The organism is Sporosarcina aquimarina (assembly GCF_033253705.1).
GTDB classification, from domain to species: domain Bacteria; phylum Bacillota; class Bacilli; order Bacillales_A; family Planococcaceae; genus Sporosarcina; species Sporosarcina aquimarina.
In genome coordinates, this window is the sequence record NZ_JAUBDH010000001.1 from 342,929 (window position 1) to 357,498 (window position 14,570).

15 protein-coding genes are annotated in these 14,570 nt (G+C 44.5%); 13 read left to right on the forward strand and 2 right to left on the reverse strand.

All coding sequences use genetic code 11. The features are described from left to right. The first annotated feature begins 25 nt into the window (after positions 1–25). From QT716_RS01625 to QT716_RS01650, 6 genes are all read left to right on the forward strand, one after another. Positions 26–919 (forward strand): DMT family transporter, encoded by an 894-nt coding sequence (locus QT716_RS01625; protein WP_317933969.1) that lies wholly within the window; start codon positions 26–28, stop codon positions 917–919. 126 nt (positions 920–1,045) lie between these two features. Further along, positions 1,046–1,174 (forward strand): hypothetical protein, encoded by a 129-nt coding sequence (locus tag QT716_RS01630; RefSeq protein WP_317933970.1) that lies wholly within the window; start codon positions 1,046–1,048, stop codon positions 1,172–1,174. 67 nt (positions 1,175–1,241) lie between these two features. Then, the gene (locus QT716_RS01635; protein ID WP_317933972.1) at positions 1,242–1,370 is read left to right on the forward strand and encodes a hypothetical protein; all 129 of its coding nucleotides are present in this window, start codon (positions 1,242–1,244) and stop codon (positions 1,368–1,370) included. Positions 1,371–1,437: 67 nt separating this feature from the next. Then, a complete protein-coding gene (locus QT716_RS01640) occupies positions 1,438–1,566 on the forward strand; it encodes a hypothetical protein (RefSeq protein ID WP_317933974.1) in 129 nt (42 codons plus the stop codon). Between the two features lie 303 nt (positions 1,567–1,869). Next, complete coding sequence (locus tag QT716_RS01645; RefSeq protein WP_317933976.1) at positions 1,870–3,564, forward strand: methyl-accepting chemotaxis protein; 1,695 nt, start codon at positions 1,870–1,872, stop codon at positions 3,562–3,564. Between the two features lie 449 nt (positions 3,565–4,013). After that, on the forward strand, positions 4,014–4,139 hold the full coding sequence (locus QT716_RS01650; RefSeq protein WP_317933977.1) for a hypothetical protein: 126 nt from the start codon (positions 4,014–4,016) through the stop codon (positions 4,137–4,139). Between the two features lie 74 nt (positions 4,140–4,213). Here the strand turns inward: QT716_RS01650 and QT716_RS01655 are convergent, their stop codons facing one another. Next, positions 4,214–4,762: a GbsR/MarR family transcriptional regulator gene (locus QT716_RS01655; RefSeq protein WP_317933979.1), complete on the reverse strand. Its 549-nt coding sequence runs from the start codon at positions 4,760–4,762 to the stop codon at positions 4,214–4,216. Between the two features lie 195 nt (positions 4,763–4,957). Here QT716_RS01655 and QT716_RS01660 point away from each other — a divergent pair, with 195 nt between their 5' ends. The 4 genes from QT716_RS01660 (at position 4,958) to QT716_RS01675 (ending at position 8,209) form a co-directional block, all read left to right on the forward strand. Continuing rightward, positions 4,958–6,220 carry a quaternary amine ABC transporter ATP-binding protein gene (locus QT716_RS01660; RefSeq protein WP_317933980.1) on the forward strand — a complete coding sequence of 421 codons (1,263 nt, stop codon included), beginning with the start codon at positions 4,958–4,960 and terminating at the stop codon, positions 6,218–6,220. Next, positions 6,213–7,064 (forward strand): ABC transporter permease, encoded by an 852-nt coding sequence (locus QT716_RS01665; RefSeq protein WP_317933981.1) that lies wholly within the window; start codon positions 6,213–6,215, stop codon positions 7,062–7,064. Before QT716_RS01660 ends, QT716_RS01665 begins: the two co-directional genes overlap by 8 nt. Next, on the forward strand, positions 7,061–7,963 hold the full coding sequence (locus QT716_RS01670; RefSeq protein ID WP_317933983.1) for a glycine betaine ABC transporter substrate-binding protein: 903 nt from the start codon (positions 7,061–7,063) through the stop codon (positions 7,961–7,963). The genes QT716_RS01665 and QT716_RS01670 overlap by 4 nt, the downstream gene beginning before the upstream one ends. 72 nt (positions 7,964–8,035) lie before the next feature. Continuing rightward, a complete protein-coding gene (locus tag QT716_RS01675) occupies positions 8,036–8,209 on the forward strand; it encodes a hypothetical protein (RefSeq protein ID WP_317933985.1) in 174 nt (57 codons plus the stop codon). A 193-nt stretch (positions 8,210–8,402) separates the two neighbouring features. On the opposite strand, the gene QT716_RS01680 is transcribed toward QT716_RS01675, so the two are convergent. After that, positions 8,403–9,416 carry a nuclease-related domain-containing protein gene (locus QT716_RS01680; protein WP_317933986.1) on the reverse strand — a complete coding sequence of 338 codons (1,014 nt, stop codon included), beginning with the start codon at positions 9,414–9,416 and terminating at the stop codon, positions 8,403–8,405. Between the two features lie 414 nt (positions 9,417–9,830). Here QT716_RS01680 and QT716_RS01685 point away from each other — a divergent pair, with 414 nt between their 5' ends. The 3 genes from QT716_RS01685 (at position 9,831) to QT716_RS01695 (ending at position 14,559) form a co-directional block, all read left to right on the forward strand. After that, positions 9,831–12,056, forward strand: coding sequence for a HelD family protein (locus tag QT716_RS01685; protein WP_317933988.1), 2,226 nt, complete (start codon positions 9,831–9,833; stop codon positions 12,054–12,056). A gap of 515 nt (positions 12,057–12,571) precedes the next feature. Next, a complete protein-coding gene (locus QT716_RS01690; RefSeq protein WP_317933990.1) occupies positions 12,572–13,069 on the forward strand; it encodes a PH domain-containing protein in 498 nt (165 codons plus the stop codon). Beyond that, on the forward strand, positions 13,066–14,559 hold the full coding sequence (locus QT716_RS01695; RefSeq protein ID WP_317933991.1) for a PH domain-containing protein: 1,494 nt from the start codon (positions 13,066–13,068) through the stop codon (positions 14,557–14,559). The genes QT716_RS01690 and QT716_RS01695 overlap by 4 nt, the downstream gene beginning before the upstream one ends. Positions 14,560–14,570: the final 11 nt, after the last annotated feature.

Sequence of the window (14,570 nt, forward strand, 5' to 3'; positions counted from 1 at the left end):
GGTGAAGGCGTTGAAACGCAGTCCATTGAAGTTATATCTGATCGGGATATTTTGTGTCACTGCTTGGGGAAGTAATTTTGTTTTCGGGTCGATTTTAGTGAAACAATTCAATCCAGGTATCATTGCCATTATTCGATTGGTGTTCATTTTATTATTTCTATATACAGTAACGAGACAACAGGTCCGAGGAAGTAAGTTCGATAAAAAAGGATGGCTCTTGCTGATCGCGGGCGGATTAATCGGGGTTTCCTTCAACCAATGGAGCTTTTACGCGAGTTTACAATATACAGACCCTGTTACGGCGTCACTCATTTTGGCGCTGTCTCCTATTGTGACGGTCGCGCTGTCCGCTTATTACTTTAAAGAAAAAAGACGGCTGATCTTTTGGGGCGGTGCATTGATTGGACTGATCGGTGTTTGGCTCGTCATTACTCAAGGTACGTGGTTTGTTCCATCGATCGGCCGGGGGGAGTTGCTGATTGCGGGGACGATGTTGTCGTTTTCCGTGTTTCTATTGTTAGTTCAGCACATGTCAAAGACGATGAGTGTAGGTGTTATTACGTGGTACACAAATCTGATTGGCATGATAGGATTGCTGCCCTTTGTGTCTTGGCGGAGTTTTCCTTCTGCTTTGAATGTGCAGTGGAAGTATTGGATTTTGCTTATTGTTACAGCGATTGTGATGCACGGGCTGTGTACGTATTTGTGGAATGGTGTGATTCGGGAAGCGGGAGCATCCAACATTTCGCTGCTGTTGAATTTGGAACCGTTCATCGCGATGATTTTCAGTTATCTAATTTTGCGCAATGCCATCAGCATGCCGCAATTAGTTGGCGGCTTGATCATTATCACGGGCATATTCGTATCGCTGCGGACGCAATCGGTGCGAACGGTTGAGGAAAGAGAAATTGAGTTATGAGTTAAATCGGAGAGGTTCATCCATGGGTGTTGTGGATGGGCTTTTTTGCTGTGGTTTGAGGGATAAATGGGCAGCGCTGCGCTTGATTTTGGTGGGCTATCCCATGGTTCTTAGCGAATCGGCAATATGGGGGGAGTTATCGGCAGTTTGAGTGGTGGAATCGGAACGATGGCGAGGGGAATCGGCAATATGAAGCGAGGAATCGGCATTATGGGAGAATTAATCGGCAATAGACTACAATTCAACCGAGTTTAAGGGATTAATTGGTAGCGCTGCGCTTGATTTCAATGGGCTATCCCGTTGTATCGGGCGAATCGGTAAGATGGGGGAAGTTATCGGCAGTTTGAGTAGTGGAATCGGCACTATGGCGAGGGCAATCGACAATATGAAGAGAAGAATCGGCATTATACGAGAATTAATCGGCAATAGACTACAATTCAACCTAGCTTAAGGGATTAATTGGTAGCGCTGCGCTTGATTTCGATGGGCTATCCCGTTGTATCGGACGAATCGGCAAGATGGGGGGAGTTATCGGCAGTTTGAGTGGTGGAATCGGAACGATGGCGAGGGGAATCGGCAATATGAAGCGAGGAATCGGCATTATGGGAGAATTAATCGGAAATAGAGGACAATTCGGCAAGGTTTAAGGGATTAATTGGCAGCTTCGCGCGTAGTTCTGCTTTATCGAAAGCAAAAATTATAGTTTAGCAGCATACGCTAGGTAGCTAATGAGTTGATTAACTTTTTTTAATAGAATTTGTAAGTTTAGATTAAGAAATGAGGGAATCCAGCCGATAAAATAGAGTATAAATAGTTCTTCGATAATAGAAGCTATGATGAAAAATAGCATGACTTTAGACCTTATTAGGAATATACTAATAAGTAGAGATTTATTTGAGTAATAGAAGTACATTGTTTCAGAATTCAAAGCGGATTAGAGGGAGCCCACTATGAAGAAAAGAGCAGGGTTTAAGAGTATCAAGAGTCGGCTGTTGTCTGCTTTTGCAGCGGTCGTATTATTAGTTTTGGCACTCGGTATTTACACGGTGTTTTCCGTGAATGCAGTTAACCAAAGGACGCAAGAGATTATAAATCAAGACACTAAATTGCTGGCAATCGATTTGAAACTTGCAAATACGATGTCTGACCGGATATCTGCTGTTCGTGCTTATGTCCTATTTGGAGATGAGAAATATAAACAGGAGTTTGTAGAGTTGACTGAAGAAGGAATCCAGTTACAAGGGGAAGCCGAGAAATTGGGAGCATCGGCTGATTTTGGTGAATTAGTCGATCAGATGATTTCTTGGCGAAAGAATATTACTACTGAAGTCATTGATGTATATGACCAAAATCGCAAGGATCTTGCAGCTTTAAATTTGGATGCGTTGTCGATAGAAGGCAAACAGCTCATTTCCAAGTACCATGAAATTGCGGAGAATCGAGAAAAAATCACTCAAACACAGGGGAAAGAAATTATCGCAAGCGGTACAAGAACGCTTACTTGGATTACGGTTGTTGTGGTTTTGGTCATTGTAATTAGTGCAATTGCGGCGCTCGTGACAGCTCGAATCATTACGAATCCGATTAAGCTTGTGATGGAACGGATGAAATTGATTTCATCGGGAGACTTAAGTCATGAACCGTTGGCTGTGAATTCGCGTGATGAAGTGGGGCAACTGGCACATGCTACGAATGAAATGAGCGCGAACACTCGGGAAATGCTGAATGAAATCAGTGATGTATCTTCTTCAGTATCTGCGCATAGCGAGGAATTGACGCAGTCGTCCAATGAAGTGAACGATGCTTCCAGGCAGATTGCAGTCACTATGCAGGAACTGACTTCAGGCATTGAAAGTGAAGCGAATACAGCAACAGATTTAGCGATGGCAATGGAACAATTTGTTGAGAGAGTGGAAGCGGCAAATGAGCGCGGTGAAGCGATACAGTCCTCCACGAAGAATGTTATTGAACAAACTGAAAACGGAACTGAATTGATGGAGATCTCGGCGGCGCAAATGCAGCGGATTGACGGAATCGTTCTAGAAGCTGTTTCGAAAATTAAAGGCTTAGATATCCAAACGCAAGAAATTTCCAAACTCGTAGTTGTGATAAAAGCGATTGCGGATCAGACTAATTTACTTGCACTGAATGCAGCAATTGAAGCAGCACGTGCGGGTGAGCATGGAAAGGGCTTTGCAGTGGTCGCAGAGGAAGTTCGGAAGTTGGCGGAGCAAGTCGCAGTTTCGGTGACAGATATTACCGGGATTGTTGGTACAATCCAAACCGAGTCTGGTAATGTGGCAAGCTCACTTGAAATTGGTTACGAAGAAGTAGAAAAAGGGACGGCCCAACTTTTGACGACCCGTAAAACATTTGCGGAAATCAGCAGTGCTGTGAATGAAATGGCGAGGGATATTGGAGTCGTTTCGGTGAACCTCTCTGAAATTGCAGCGGGCAGTGAAGAAATGAGTGAGTCGGTGGAAGAAATCGCGGCCATTTCCGAGGAGTCTTCAGCGGGTGTTCAACAGACGGCAGCTGCTTCACAGCAGACAAGCAGTTCGATGGAGGAAGTTGCGGGCAGTTCGGCGCAACTTGCTCAACTGGCGGAAGATTTGAATGGCTTGGTACGGGAATTTAAGTTGTAAAGGGAATATTAAAGGAGCCGGTCCGCATGATTCGCGGATTGGCTCTTTTGTTTTTTGCGTTGGGTTCGCGGTTTGGATTGTCCGACACTTTGTGGGGATTCTCCGACATTCGATGTAGGATGTCGGACAGTCATAGGAACTTCTCCATCACTTTTCCTAGTTTCTCCGACACTGCGCGAAGTTTCTCGATAACTGGACACAATTCACTCGAGTTTAAGGGGTTAATTGGTAGCGCTGCGCTTGAATTTGATGGGCTATCTCGTTGCTAGGTAGTATATAACTTCTTCGACATACCGCTGAGTTTGCCAGACAGTACAAGTGGGTTGTCCGACACTAGCTTAGCTTTCTCCATCACTCAATCAAATTACTCCGACACTACGCGAAGTTTCTCGATAACGGGATACAATTCACTCGAGTTTAAGGGATTAATTGGTAGCGCTGCGCTTGATTTGTTTGGGCTACCCCATGGTACATGGCGAATCGGCAATATGCCGGTGGCTATCGGCAATATGAAGCGAAGAATCGGCGCCATGAGAGAATTAATCGGCAATAGATTACAATTCAATCTAGTTTAAGGGGTTAATTGGTAGCGCTTCGCTTGATTTTATCCAAAGAAAAACGACATCTCGGCTTGGGAGATGTCGTTTTTCTATTCGCTCATGTCATCGTTTCTAGGGACGATATCGAAGATTTTTTGGTCTTCGAAAGCATCGATGAGGCGGTCGAGCCAGTTGTAGTATTCGCGAATATATTCTAACTTTTCTATATCGCTGTCGACTTCAGCTAAAAGCTCAGTGCTAATACCTTCATCGCGTTTCAAATCCTTTAACTCGTTAAGAGATTTGCGGATTGCTGCAGTGTGGAGCGAAACAGCTCGTCTCCATTTCACGGTAAACATATCTATGAATATCTGATACCAATCATCTTTTGCTTCATATAAGTCTTTCCTTACGCCACGTTCCCAGACCCGTTCAACGAGTTTTGCCTCCGAAAGAGTTCGGATCGAGGTGCTCATGCTGGTTTTACTCATACCTAGTTCTGCCGACATGTCATCTAATGTAAGTGGACGGTTTTCAAAAAACATCATGCCGAATTGTCTTCCGGCTGACGGCGGGAGTCCATAGAGATGGATGTTTTGAGCAATAGACTCTGTAATTCGTTTGCGGGATTTCTCTAGTTTTTCATGCGCATCCATCATGGACGAGCCTCCTTCTAGCAATTAATCATTAGGTATTTTGAATACTTCAGTATAGCTTAGAACAGGTAGTTAAAGAAAGCAATTACTTTGTACAGAAAAAACTGTACATACAATTTATTAAGTAAATCCCTTGTATTACAAACGTGTTACAGCTATACTGATAAACATCGTTAAGAAATGAAGCGGGGGGTTCGCATGGAAGAAACAACATTTAAAAAGAAAATTGAAGTAAAAAACGCATCGAAAATCTTCGGTAAATCGAGCAAGCGCGCCGCTCAACTTCTTAAAGAAGGAAAATCGAAAAAAGAGATATTGAAAGAAACAGGAGCGACTGTTGGTGTGAATAATGCTGCATTCGACGTTTATGATGGTGAAATATTTGTCATCATGGGTCTTTCCGGAAGCGGAAAGTCGACGCTTGTCCGTTTGTTGAATCGATTGATTGACCCAACAGCTGGTCAAATCCTGTTGGACGGAGAAGACATCGTGAAGATGAATAAGGAACAGTTACGCAATGTGCGTCGTAAGAAAATCGGCATGGTGTTCCAAAACTTCGCATTGTTTCCGCATAGAACGATATTGCAAAATACGGTGTATGGCCTTGAAATTCAAGGAGCACCGAAAGAAAATCGTGAAAAACAAGCGGTTGAATCATTACGACTTGTCGGGCTTGCAGGCTATGAAGCTCAATACCCAGGACAGTTGAGTGGTGGTATGCAACAGCGTGTTGGACTCGCACGTGCACTCGCAAATAACCCTGATATTCTATTGATGGACGAAGCGTTTAGTGCGCTAGATCCATTGATTCGAAAAGATATGCAGGACGAATTGCTGCAGTTGCACGAAGACATGGGCAAAACGATTATCTTCATTACGCATGATTTGGATGAAGCCTTGCGAATCGGAGATCGGATTGCACTGATGAAAGACGGTGAAATCGTCCAAATCGGATCACCAGAAGAAATTCTGATGAATCCTTCGAATGACTATGTTGAGCGTTTTGTAGAAGACGTCGACTTATCTAAAGTATTGACTGCAAACCACATTATGAAACATGCAGACACCGTGCAGATTGATAGAGGGCCGCGTGTTGCGCTTCGTTTAATGGAGAGTTTGCGAATTTCGTCAATCTATGTTGTCGACAAAGGCGGGCGTCTCATGGGTGCATTGACAGCTCAGGATGCTGTGAATGCTGCCGAAAAAGGACTGAAGATTGAAGATGTGCTGATTAAGGATGTCATCACGGTGACAGGAGATAGCGTACTAACAGAACTGTTCGACGTAGTTTCTACAGCAACTATCCCTGTTGCAGTCGTAGATGAAAAGAATCGTTTGAAAGGCATAATTATCCGCGGTGCAATGATCGGAGCGCTTGCAGGAGATAATGCATTCATTAACGAAAACGGCGAGATTACAGAAGTCATCGAGCCGGAAGCGGAGGTGACTGCACATGAATGAGTTGTTACCACGCTTACCGTTTGCAGATTGGATTGATACAGGTGTTGACTGGTTGGTAGACGTGTTCGGACCGGTATTTGACGGGATCGCAACGGGTCTGGAAGCAACAGTTGAAACGTTTGTTGACATAATGGATTTCCCGCCATCGATTTTGTTGGCAGTGATTTTTGCATTGCTTGCATGGTGGTTCTCCACGAAGAAAATTGCCTTGTTTACACTAATCGGCTTTCTCTTCATTGACTACTTAGGCTATTGGTATCCGATGCTTCAAATGCTCGCACTAGTGCTGACATCAGTTGCCATTGCGATTATCGTGGGTGTGCCAATAGGAATTTGGATGTCTCAGAGTTTAACGACTAAGAGAATAATTACTCCGGTTTTGGACTTGATGCAGACGATGCCAGCGTTCGTGTACTTGATTCCGGCAATCTTCTTCTTCAATATCGGGGTCGTACCCGGACTTGTCGCATCGATTATCTTTGCGATGCCGCCGACAATTCGCTTGACGATGCTCGGTATTGAGCAAGTTCCGAAAGACTTGATAGAAGCGACAGAGGCATTCGGTTCGACGACGTGGCAGCGTTTGTTGAAAGTGCAGATTCCACTCGCGAAACCGAATATTATGGCGGGCGTCAACCAAAGTATCATGCTTTCGCTATCGATGGTTGTTATCGCATCAATGGTTGGTGCACCGGGACTTGGAACGAAAGTGTATCAAGCCGTAACACAATTGAAAACAGGTGTAGGTGTTGAAACGGGTGTCGCAATTGTACTCGTGGCAATTATTCTAGACCGCATTACACAGCACGCAGGAAGAACAAAACAAGGGGGAAAAGAATCATGAATTTAACGAAAAAGTTAGCAGGAATGAGCGCAGTATCACTATTGGCATTAGGGCTTGCAGCATGTGGGGATGACGATGCAAGTAAGGATGGAGCTTCTGCGGATAAAACCGCTGGGGAAATGGTTGATTATAAAATCACGGGGATTGACCCAGGTGCAGGAATTATGGAAGCGACGGGTCGAGCGATTGAAGATTACGGTTTGGATAAGTGGGAGCTGCAGACGGGTTCAGGTGCTGCAATGACAGCCGCTTTGAAGAAGGCGTATGACAAAGAAGACCCAATCATCATCACAGGCTGGTCACCACACTGGATGTTTACGAAGTATGACTTGAAATACTTGGATGATCCTGAAGGTTCATACGGCGGCGAGGAAGAAATCCATACAATCGGTAGTTTAGATTTGGCCAAAGACAAGCCAGAAGCTCACCAAATCCTTGAGAACTTCAAGTGGGACGAAGAAGATATGGGTGAAGTGATGGTTGCGATTATCGATGGAGAAGATCCGGAAGAAGCAGCGCAAGCGTGGATCGACGAGAACCAAGACAAAGTCGATTCTTGGACAGAAGGCGTGGACAAAGTCGATGGTGATGAATTCAAGTTCGTTTATGTAGCATGGGACAGTACGGTTGCCAGCACAAACGTAATGGCAAAAGTATTAGAAGACCAAGGCTATAAAGTGAAGATGTCACAAGTTGAAGCCGGTCCAATGTGGACAGCCGTTGCGGACGGCAGTGCAGACGCATTGCTCGCAGGTTGGTTGCCAGTAACTCACAAAACATATGCTGAGAAATACGACGGCAAGTTTGAAGACGTGGGGACAAGCATGACAGGCGTGAAGATTGGATTGACAGTTCCAGAATATATGGACATTGATTCAATTGAAGACTTGAAAGAATAAGAGTGAATAAGGGATCTCCCGCTAGCCGAGTTAGAAGGCTTGCGGGGGATTTTTTTGTTGGGAGGGAGAGTGGTGCGGGGGATCGGGTGGGGAATCGGCAACATGGGGAGGAGAATCGGCATGTTGAGTGGTGGAATCGGAACTTTGGCGACGGGAATCGGCATGTTCGTGAGAAGAATCGGCAATATGGGAGAATTAATCGGCAATAGAGTACAATTCAGCCTGTTTAAGGGAATTAATTGGTAGCGCTGCGCTTGTTTTAAGTGGGCTAGCCCATGGTCCATGCTGAATCGGCAATATGGGGAAGTTAATCGGCAATAGAGTACAATTCAGCCTGTTTAAAGGGATCAATTGGTAGCGTTGCGCTTGTTTTGAGTAGAGTGAATTCCTACCTGGGTAGTGGTTTGTACTATAGTTTCCATGCAAAAAAGCACACAAATTATGTGTGCTTTTGTCTGCGCTTGTTCAGTTTTAATGTATAGGTACGTCCTCGGTTATTGCCGTTGGCAGTTAGCTCCATGGTAGTCATAAGATTTAAGGCAGTTCTTGGATTTTTAACACCAAGGAAAGATCGACAGCATGTATTGGTGAGCGGCTTGTTAAATAACATAAACCAGTCCCGGATTGCTTGGATATGGGCATCATTTGAACGAGTCCCGCATGACGTGCAAAACCAACCTTTCCCACGTTTCCTCATTCCAATTTGCTCACATGACGGACAAGCCACTCCTTTTTTTATGGAATCTGTAGTAATGTCGAAAATGGAACAAATTGAATCCGGTAGATAATCTCTGTGTGCATTTATCAAACTAGTTGTCAGCTGACGCAATTCATTACTTGTCAATTTCGGTGAGTCGGCATGCAGGCTTCTTACATAGTTTGGAACTAGACGTGGAAATAATATTGGTATATGGGTTGGCGGGATCGTTATACGTTGCTTAGCGTAAGCGAGAACAACGCATCCATAAACAGGTATATCAATCTGTTGACTGAGCAGCCAATCTTTAAATAGTGAGCAAGTATTTTCCACTTGTGCGAGCGGACTTATAAACCCTGTTATTGTTCCATCGTCTGCAACACGCAATAATTGTGGAGGATTTTCCTTAACGGTTAGTTCTCCGGAAATGTTTTTCACTTCACAAATCACTGCGAATTCAGGTGTGAGCAGTAACGTGTCAATTTGGAAAAGTGTACGTGAAGATAGGGAGAGGTCATTCAAAATCCATGTATTCGCTGGGAAGTTGTAGTCACGAAGTACACGGTCTAATTCTTCTTCACCGCCGAATCCAGCTTTTATGGACGAAAGCCGCGCTTGGATTTTGGGGATAGCGGGATGATTTGGTGATAGCCTCCGCAATGCAGATTCTAACCCTTCAATCAGTAGAGGCGGAGTTCGTTCTTTAAGAATGATTATGGTCACTTCCTTTCTATAATGATGAATATATAATAACACATTATTCAGATATTAAAAGTGTGAATGAAACACATTTACATATTTAACTTGGAGGCGATGACTGGAGTTGGAATATGAAAGGTTTAATCAGCATGACCAATGACGCAATCGGTACTATCAAGTGGGGAATCGGCGTTATCTTAAGCAGAATCGACACTATGCAGGGAGGAATCGGCAATTTGAAAGAGTTTATCGGAAATAGAGTACAATTTAGTATGATTAAGAGCTGTAGTGTTGGCACAATCCAATATTCTAGGATAACACCATTCGAATTCCACTACTGAATTTTCTGTTATATTATCTTGTACTCTCCCTCCTCGAGTGGTACAATCATCTTCTGTTTAAAATTTCCCCAAGTTCATATCTTTATCCGGAAACGACAGGACAAATTCTAGGAAAGCGGAGGATCTGTACATGCAGAGACACCCTGATTTTGAGTTTGAGGCTGAGCGTCTGGACTACACGGTGCGTTACATGCGACGGCTTTTGGAAGAGTCGCAACGTGATGTCGACGCCTCTCAAGAACAAGTTCGCCACGCGATGGCGGATCTGGATTATTTGGATTCCAGTTTGAGCTACATTAATATCCTCACGAATACTCGTTTTTTTGAAATGGCACGATCCCAAAAAGAGGCTTTTGAAGCGGTTCAGCAAAAGCCTTATTTTGCGCGCATCCACTTTCAGCCTGAACATGAAAAGGATCAGTTTTTGTATATTGGTAAAACATCTGTGTTTCATCAAGAGACGCAAGATCCGATTATCGTCGATTGGCGATCGCCTGTTGCGAATGTGTATTACGATGGCCGTTTGGGCGATTTAACGTATGATGTCCGGGGCGAAGAAGTGAGCGGACACTTGCATTCGAAGCGTCAATACCAGATTGAAGACGGTGAATTGCTTGATGTCCGGGATATCGATTTGACGACGAATGATGAGCTGCTGCAGGAAGCGCTCGCAGGAAAAGCGGACGTCCGGCTGACGGAAATCATCTCGACGATCCAGTCCGAGCAAAATGATATTATTCGCGCGAGTTTACGAAAACCGATTATTGTACAAGGTGCTGCAGGCAGTGGAAAGACCACGATTGCCCTGCACCGGATTTCTTACTTTCTGTATACAAAAGGCACGGATTTCCCAGCAAATAAGTTAATGATATTAGCACCTAGTAAGCTGTTCATGGACTACATCGGTGACGTTTTACCGGAGCTCGGTGTCGGTGATATTTGCCAGACGACTTTTGAAGAATACATGTTGAATGCAACGGGTCTAAAGATGAAGTTGACGGATACGAATGCAAAGCTCGAGCGTTTGGCGTCTTCAGATTCGTTGGATGAAACCGAAGTTTTGATTGCCAGAATGAAAGGTTCTCAGGAGTATCGGACAATAATGAAGCGTTACGTGAAGAAGTTGGAGGCGGAAACGGTTGCGCTGTTTGAAGATGTTTTCATTGATAAATATCGGATTATGGGTGCGAAGCGGCTGCAGAAGTTATTCCTGGAAGACTTCGGATATCTGCCAATTGAAAAGCGGTTGGAGCGTATTAAGCTCATTATGAAAACGGAAGTGACGCGTAAAAGAAAGCAGCTGTATACGTTGCTGTCGGATAAATACGAGGCGGCGCTCGATAAAGCATTATATGGAATTCGTGATGATGAAAAGCGTCGGACACGGATTACGCGAATCATGGATGAGCGTGACGGGCGACTTCCAAGCATTGAGAAGGAAGGCAAGCAAAAAGTAGCTTCTTATATGAAGAAATTCAAAAAGTTCAACGTGAAGCAATTGTATCGGAATTGGCTGACGGATGGTACCTTGCAGGCAGAAATTGCGCCAGAGTGGTCCGAGGCATTCATGGGTTCATTCCGGGAAGCGCATGCGAAAAACACGTGGGAAACTGAGGATTTGGCTGCTTTATATGACTTGCATGTCCAATTGAAGGGACTTGCAAGTGAGTGGAAAATGCGTGTTGTCTTCATTGACGAGGCGCAGGATTATAGTGAATATCAGTTGACTGCATTGCATGATGGACTGGAGACGGATTTGTTTACACTTGTGGGCGATTTGGCGCAAGGGATTCACAGTTATCGGTCGTTGACGTCGTGGGATCCGGTAAGAGAAATGCTCCCGGAAGCGACGTATACGACGCTGCAGAAAAGTTATCGGACGACGATTGAAATTATGAATCTAGCGAATACGGTTCTTGCGCAGATGGAGGAGGACTTGCCGCTTGTCGAGCCGGTTGTTCGGCATGGAATTGAGCCTGTTTTTTACGAGATGGATAAGGTAGATATCGATCAAATCCGAGAGATTTATGATGAAATCGTGGCGCGGGGGCATCGTTCTGTGGCGATGATTTGCAAAACGAATGCAGAAGCGAAAAGTTTGTACGCGGTTCTGCTGAAGGCGGAGATGCCGGTGCAATTGCTGGACGACCAAAGTGATATCGATGACTCCTGCATGCTGATTGTGCCTAGTGTTTTGTCAAAAGGATTGGAGTTTGACGCTGTTGTTGTGGCCGCGTTTGACGATCCATTTCGGGATACGCCGATTGACCGCAAGTTGCTGTATGTCGCGATGACGCGGCCGATGCATGAGCTGCATGTGCTGGGTGATGCGGCTTCGGCGATAGTAGATAGATAATGAATGAAATCTCGTGGGCGCATAGTGTGCAGCGGGATTTTTTGTGTTGAGGAGGGCATATCGGCAAAATGGCGTCGGTTATTAGCAGTGTGGCGAGTGGAATCGGAACTATGAAGCTGTGAATCGGCATTATCGCGTGAAGAATCGGGACTATGGGAGAGTTAATAGGCAGTAGACTACAATTCAACCTAGTTTAAGGGATTAATTGGTGGCGCTGCGCTTATTTTTGTACGGGCAAGCACATGCTTCTGAGGAATCGGCAAAATGGCGTCGGTTATCGGCAGTTTGGCGAGTGGAATCGGAAATATGAAGCTTTGAATCAGCATTATCGCGGGAAGAATCGGCACTATGGGAGAATTAATCGGCAATAGATTACAATTCAACCTAGTTTAAGGAATTAATTGGTAGCCAACGGCGCACTCAAGCAAGCTCAACTACATAATTTCATCGATTCCTTTGTAACATTCGTCGAAATTTGTTGTAATAGAGGAAAGGAATAAGTTAGGGGGACTCCAATGGAGCATACGATGGAAGTACCAGCACATCGGTTGGCGAAACATGCAGTGCCTGCGTTTAGGTGGGGGTCTGCGATTGGACATGTGATTATGTTGGCAATTATAGGAATTTTCTTTGCTGTGAGTATTTACTTTTCTTGGGGACAATGGAGTCGTTGGATCGTGTGGATTGCTGTTGCATTGATGCTGATTTCCGGGATATGGTCGATTGGATTCCGTCCTTTTTATGTACATAAGCATTTTCGATATGGGTTTAGTGATGAGTTTTTGCAGATTAAATCCGGTGCATTTTATGAAACTCATGAGCTGATTCCCATGACCAAAATTCAAGCGGTGTCTACGAATCAAGGACCGATTTTGCGTAAGTTTGGATTATATTCGCTAACGATTGAAACGATGGGCTCCAGTCATGAGATACCCGCGCTGCCTAAAGAAGTGGCGGTTGACGTTAGGAATCAGATTGCCCTGTATGCGAAGATTAGGGAAGTGGACGAATGAATGACATGCAACGGTATCACCCGTTATCGCTCGTTTTCGACTTGGCGGACTTCATCAAAAACTTTGCGTTCCTTCTCGTAATAGTCGCGCTAAATATAGGTTCAGACTCCTGGTTCTCTAAGCTCGGCCGTATCGTATTAGTGCTCTCTGTTCTGTTAACACTAGCTGGAAGTGTATTAAAATGGTTCACCCGAAAATACGCAGTAGACGAGCTTGCATTTCATTTACAAAACGGGTTATTTGAGAAAACGGAGCGGACGGTTTATTTCGACAAAATCCAAAACGTTCAGCGCCATACTTCGTTTCTTCATAAGTTGTTTGGCGTGACTTCAATCACTTTTGAGACGGGTACATCTGGAATGAATTCGAATGTGAAGTTTGACGTGTTGAAACGTTCCGAAGCGGATCGTTTGGAGGCATTGGTAAAAGAGTTTGTGGCGCCGGACAGTAACAAGATAGAATCTGAAATCGAATCAGAAGCAGTTCCAGCTCAACACTCTGAAGCGCCAAAACGTATCGTTCACTTCACGCCTACCCGGAAAGATACCATTAAAGCATCGTTCACCTCATTTAGTTTCTTACTCATCATCGTTATCGGAGCTTCCCTGTTCTCTAAAATCAATCGGTTTTTTGACGTTGAAGAACGGGTGGAGGGCTGGTTAGCAAGCCTGCTTACTTCAGGATGGGTTATCGCAGGAATCATCATTTTACTGATTGTGGTTGCTATTGGTATTGGAATAATTGTGACGTTTGTTCGATATGGGAAATACGAAATTGCTTCAGATGAAAGCCGAATATACATCGCAAAAGGTGTGCTTGACGAGACTGCGTTTTCTATATTGAAAAGCCGCGTTCAGGCAGTAGAAATTACACAGTCGTTCATGAAACGAATTCTGGGACTTGCGGAAGTGAAGCTAATTAGCGCCGGGGACCTTGGAGATGATGAGGATGAGGTGAGTACGCTGTATCCGTTTCTTCCTGTGAAGCGGGCGTATTCCATAATCTCAGAGTTGCTGCCAGGATACGAAGTCAGTTTAACTACGAAAAAACTTCCTAAAAAAGCACTTTGGGCTCGTCTCATAAAACCCTATTGGTTCTGGCTCATAGTAACGGCACTACTCACGTACTTTAGACCAGAGATATTCCGATTACACTATGGCTGGCTGCTTGTATCGCTTGTTTTTCTATTGCTCCTAGTAGTAGGTAGAATACTAAACTACTTCAATACGAATTATGCACTTACAGACCAGTTCATCCAGCTGAGTGAGGGGACTTTTGGAAAGACGACGTTACTTACGAGCCGTCATAAAGTGATTGAAGTATCCGTTAAACGAACCAAGATTCAACAGTGGATGGGGCTTGCGACAATTGGCATCATTAATCGGGCAAAACCTGTACGTCACGATTTACTTGCAGATGTACCAATTGTTGAAGCGAAGCGGTTTTATGAGTGGTATGCCAATCGGATGAAAGAGGTACAATTGAAGTGAAATTGTTTTAA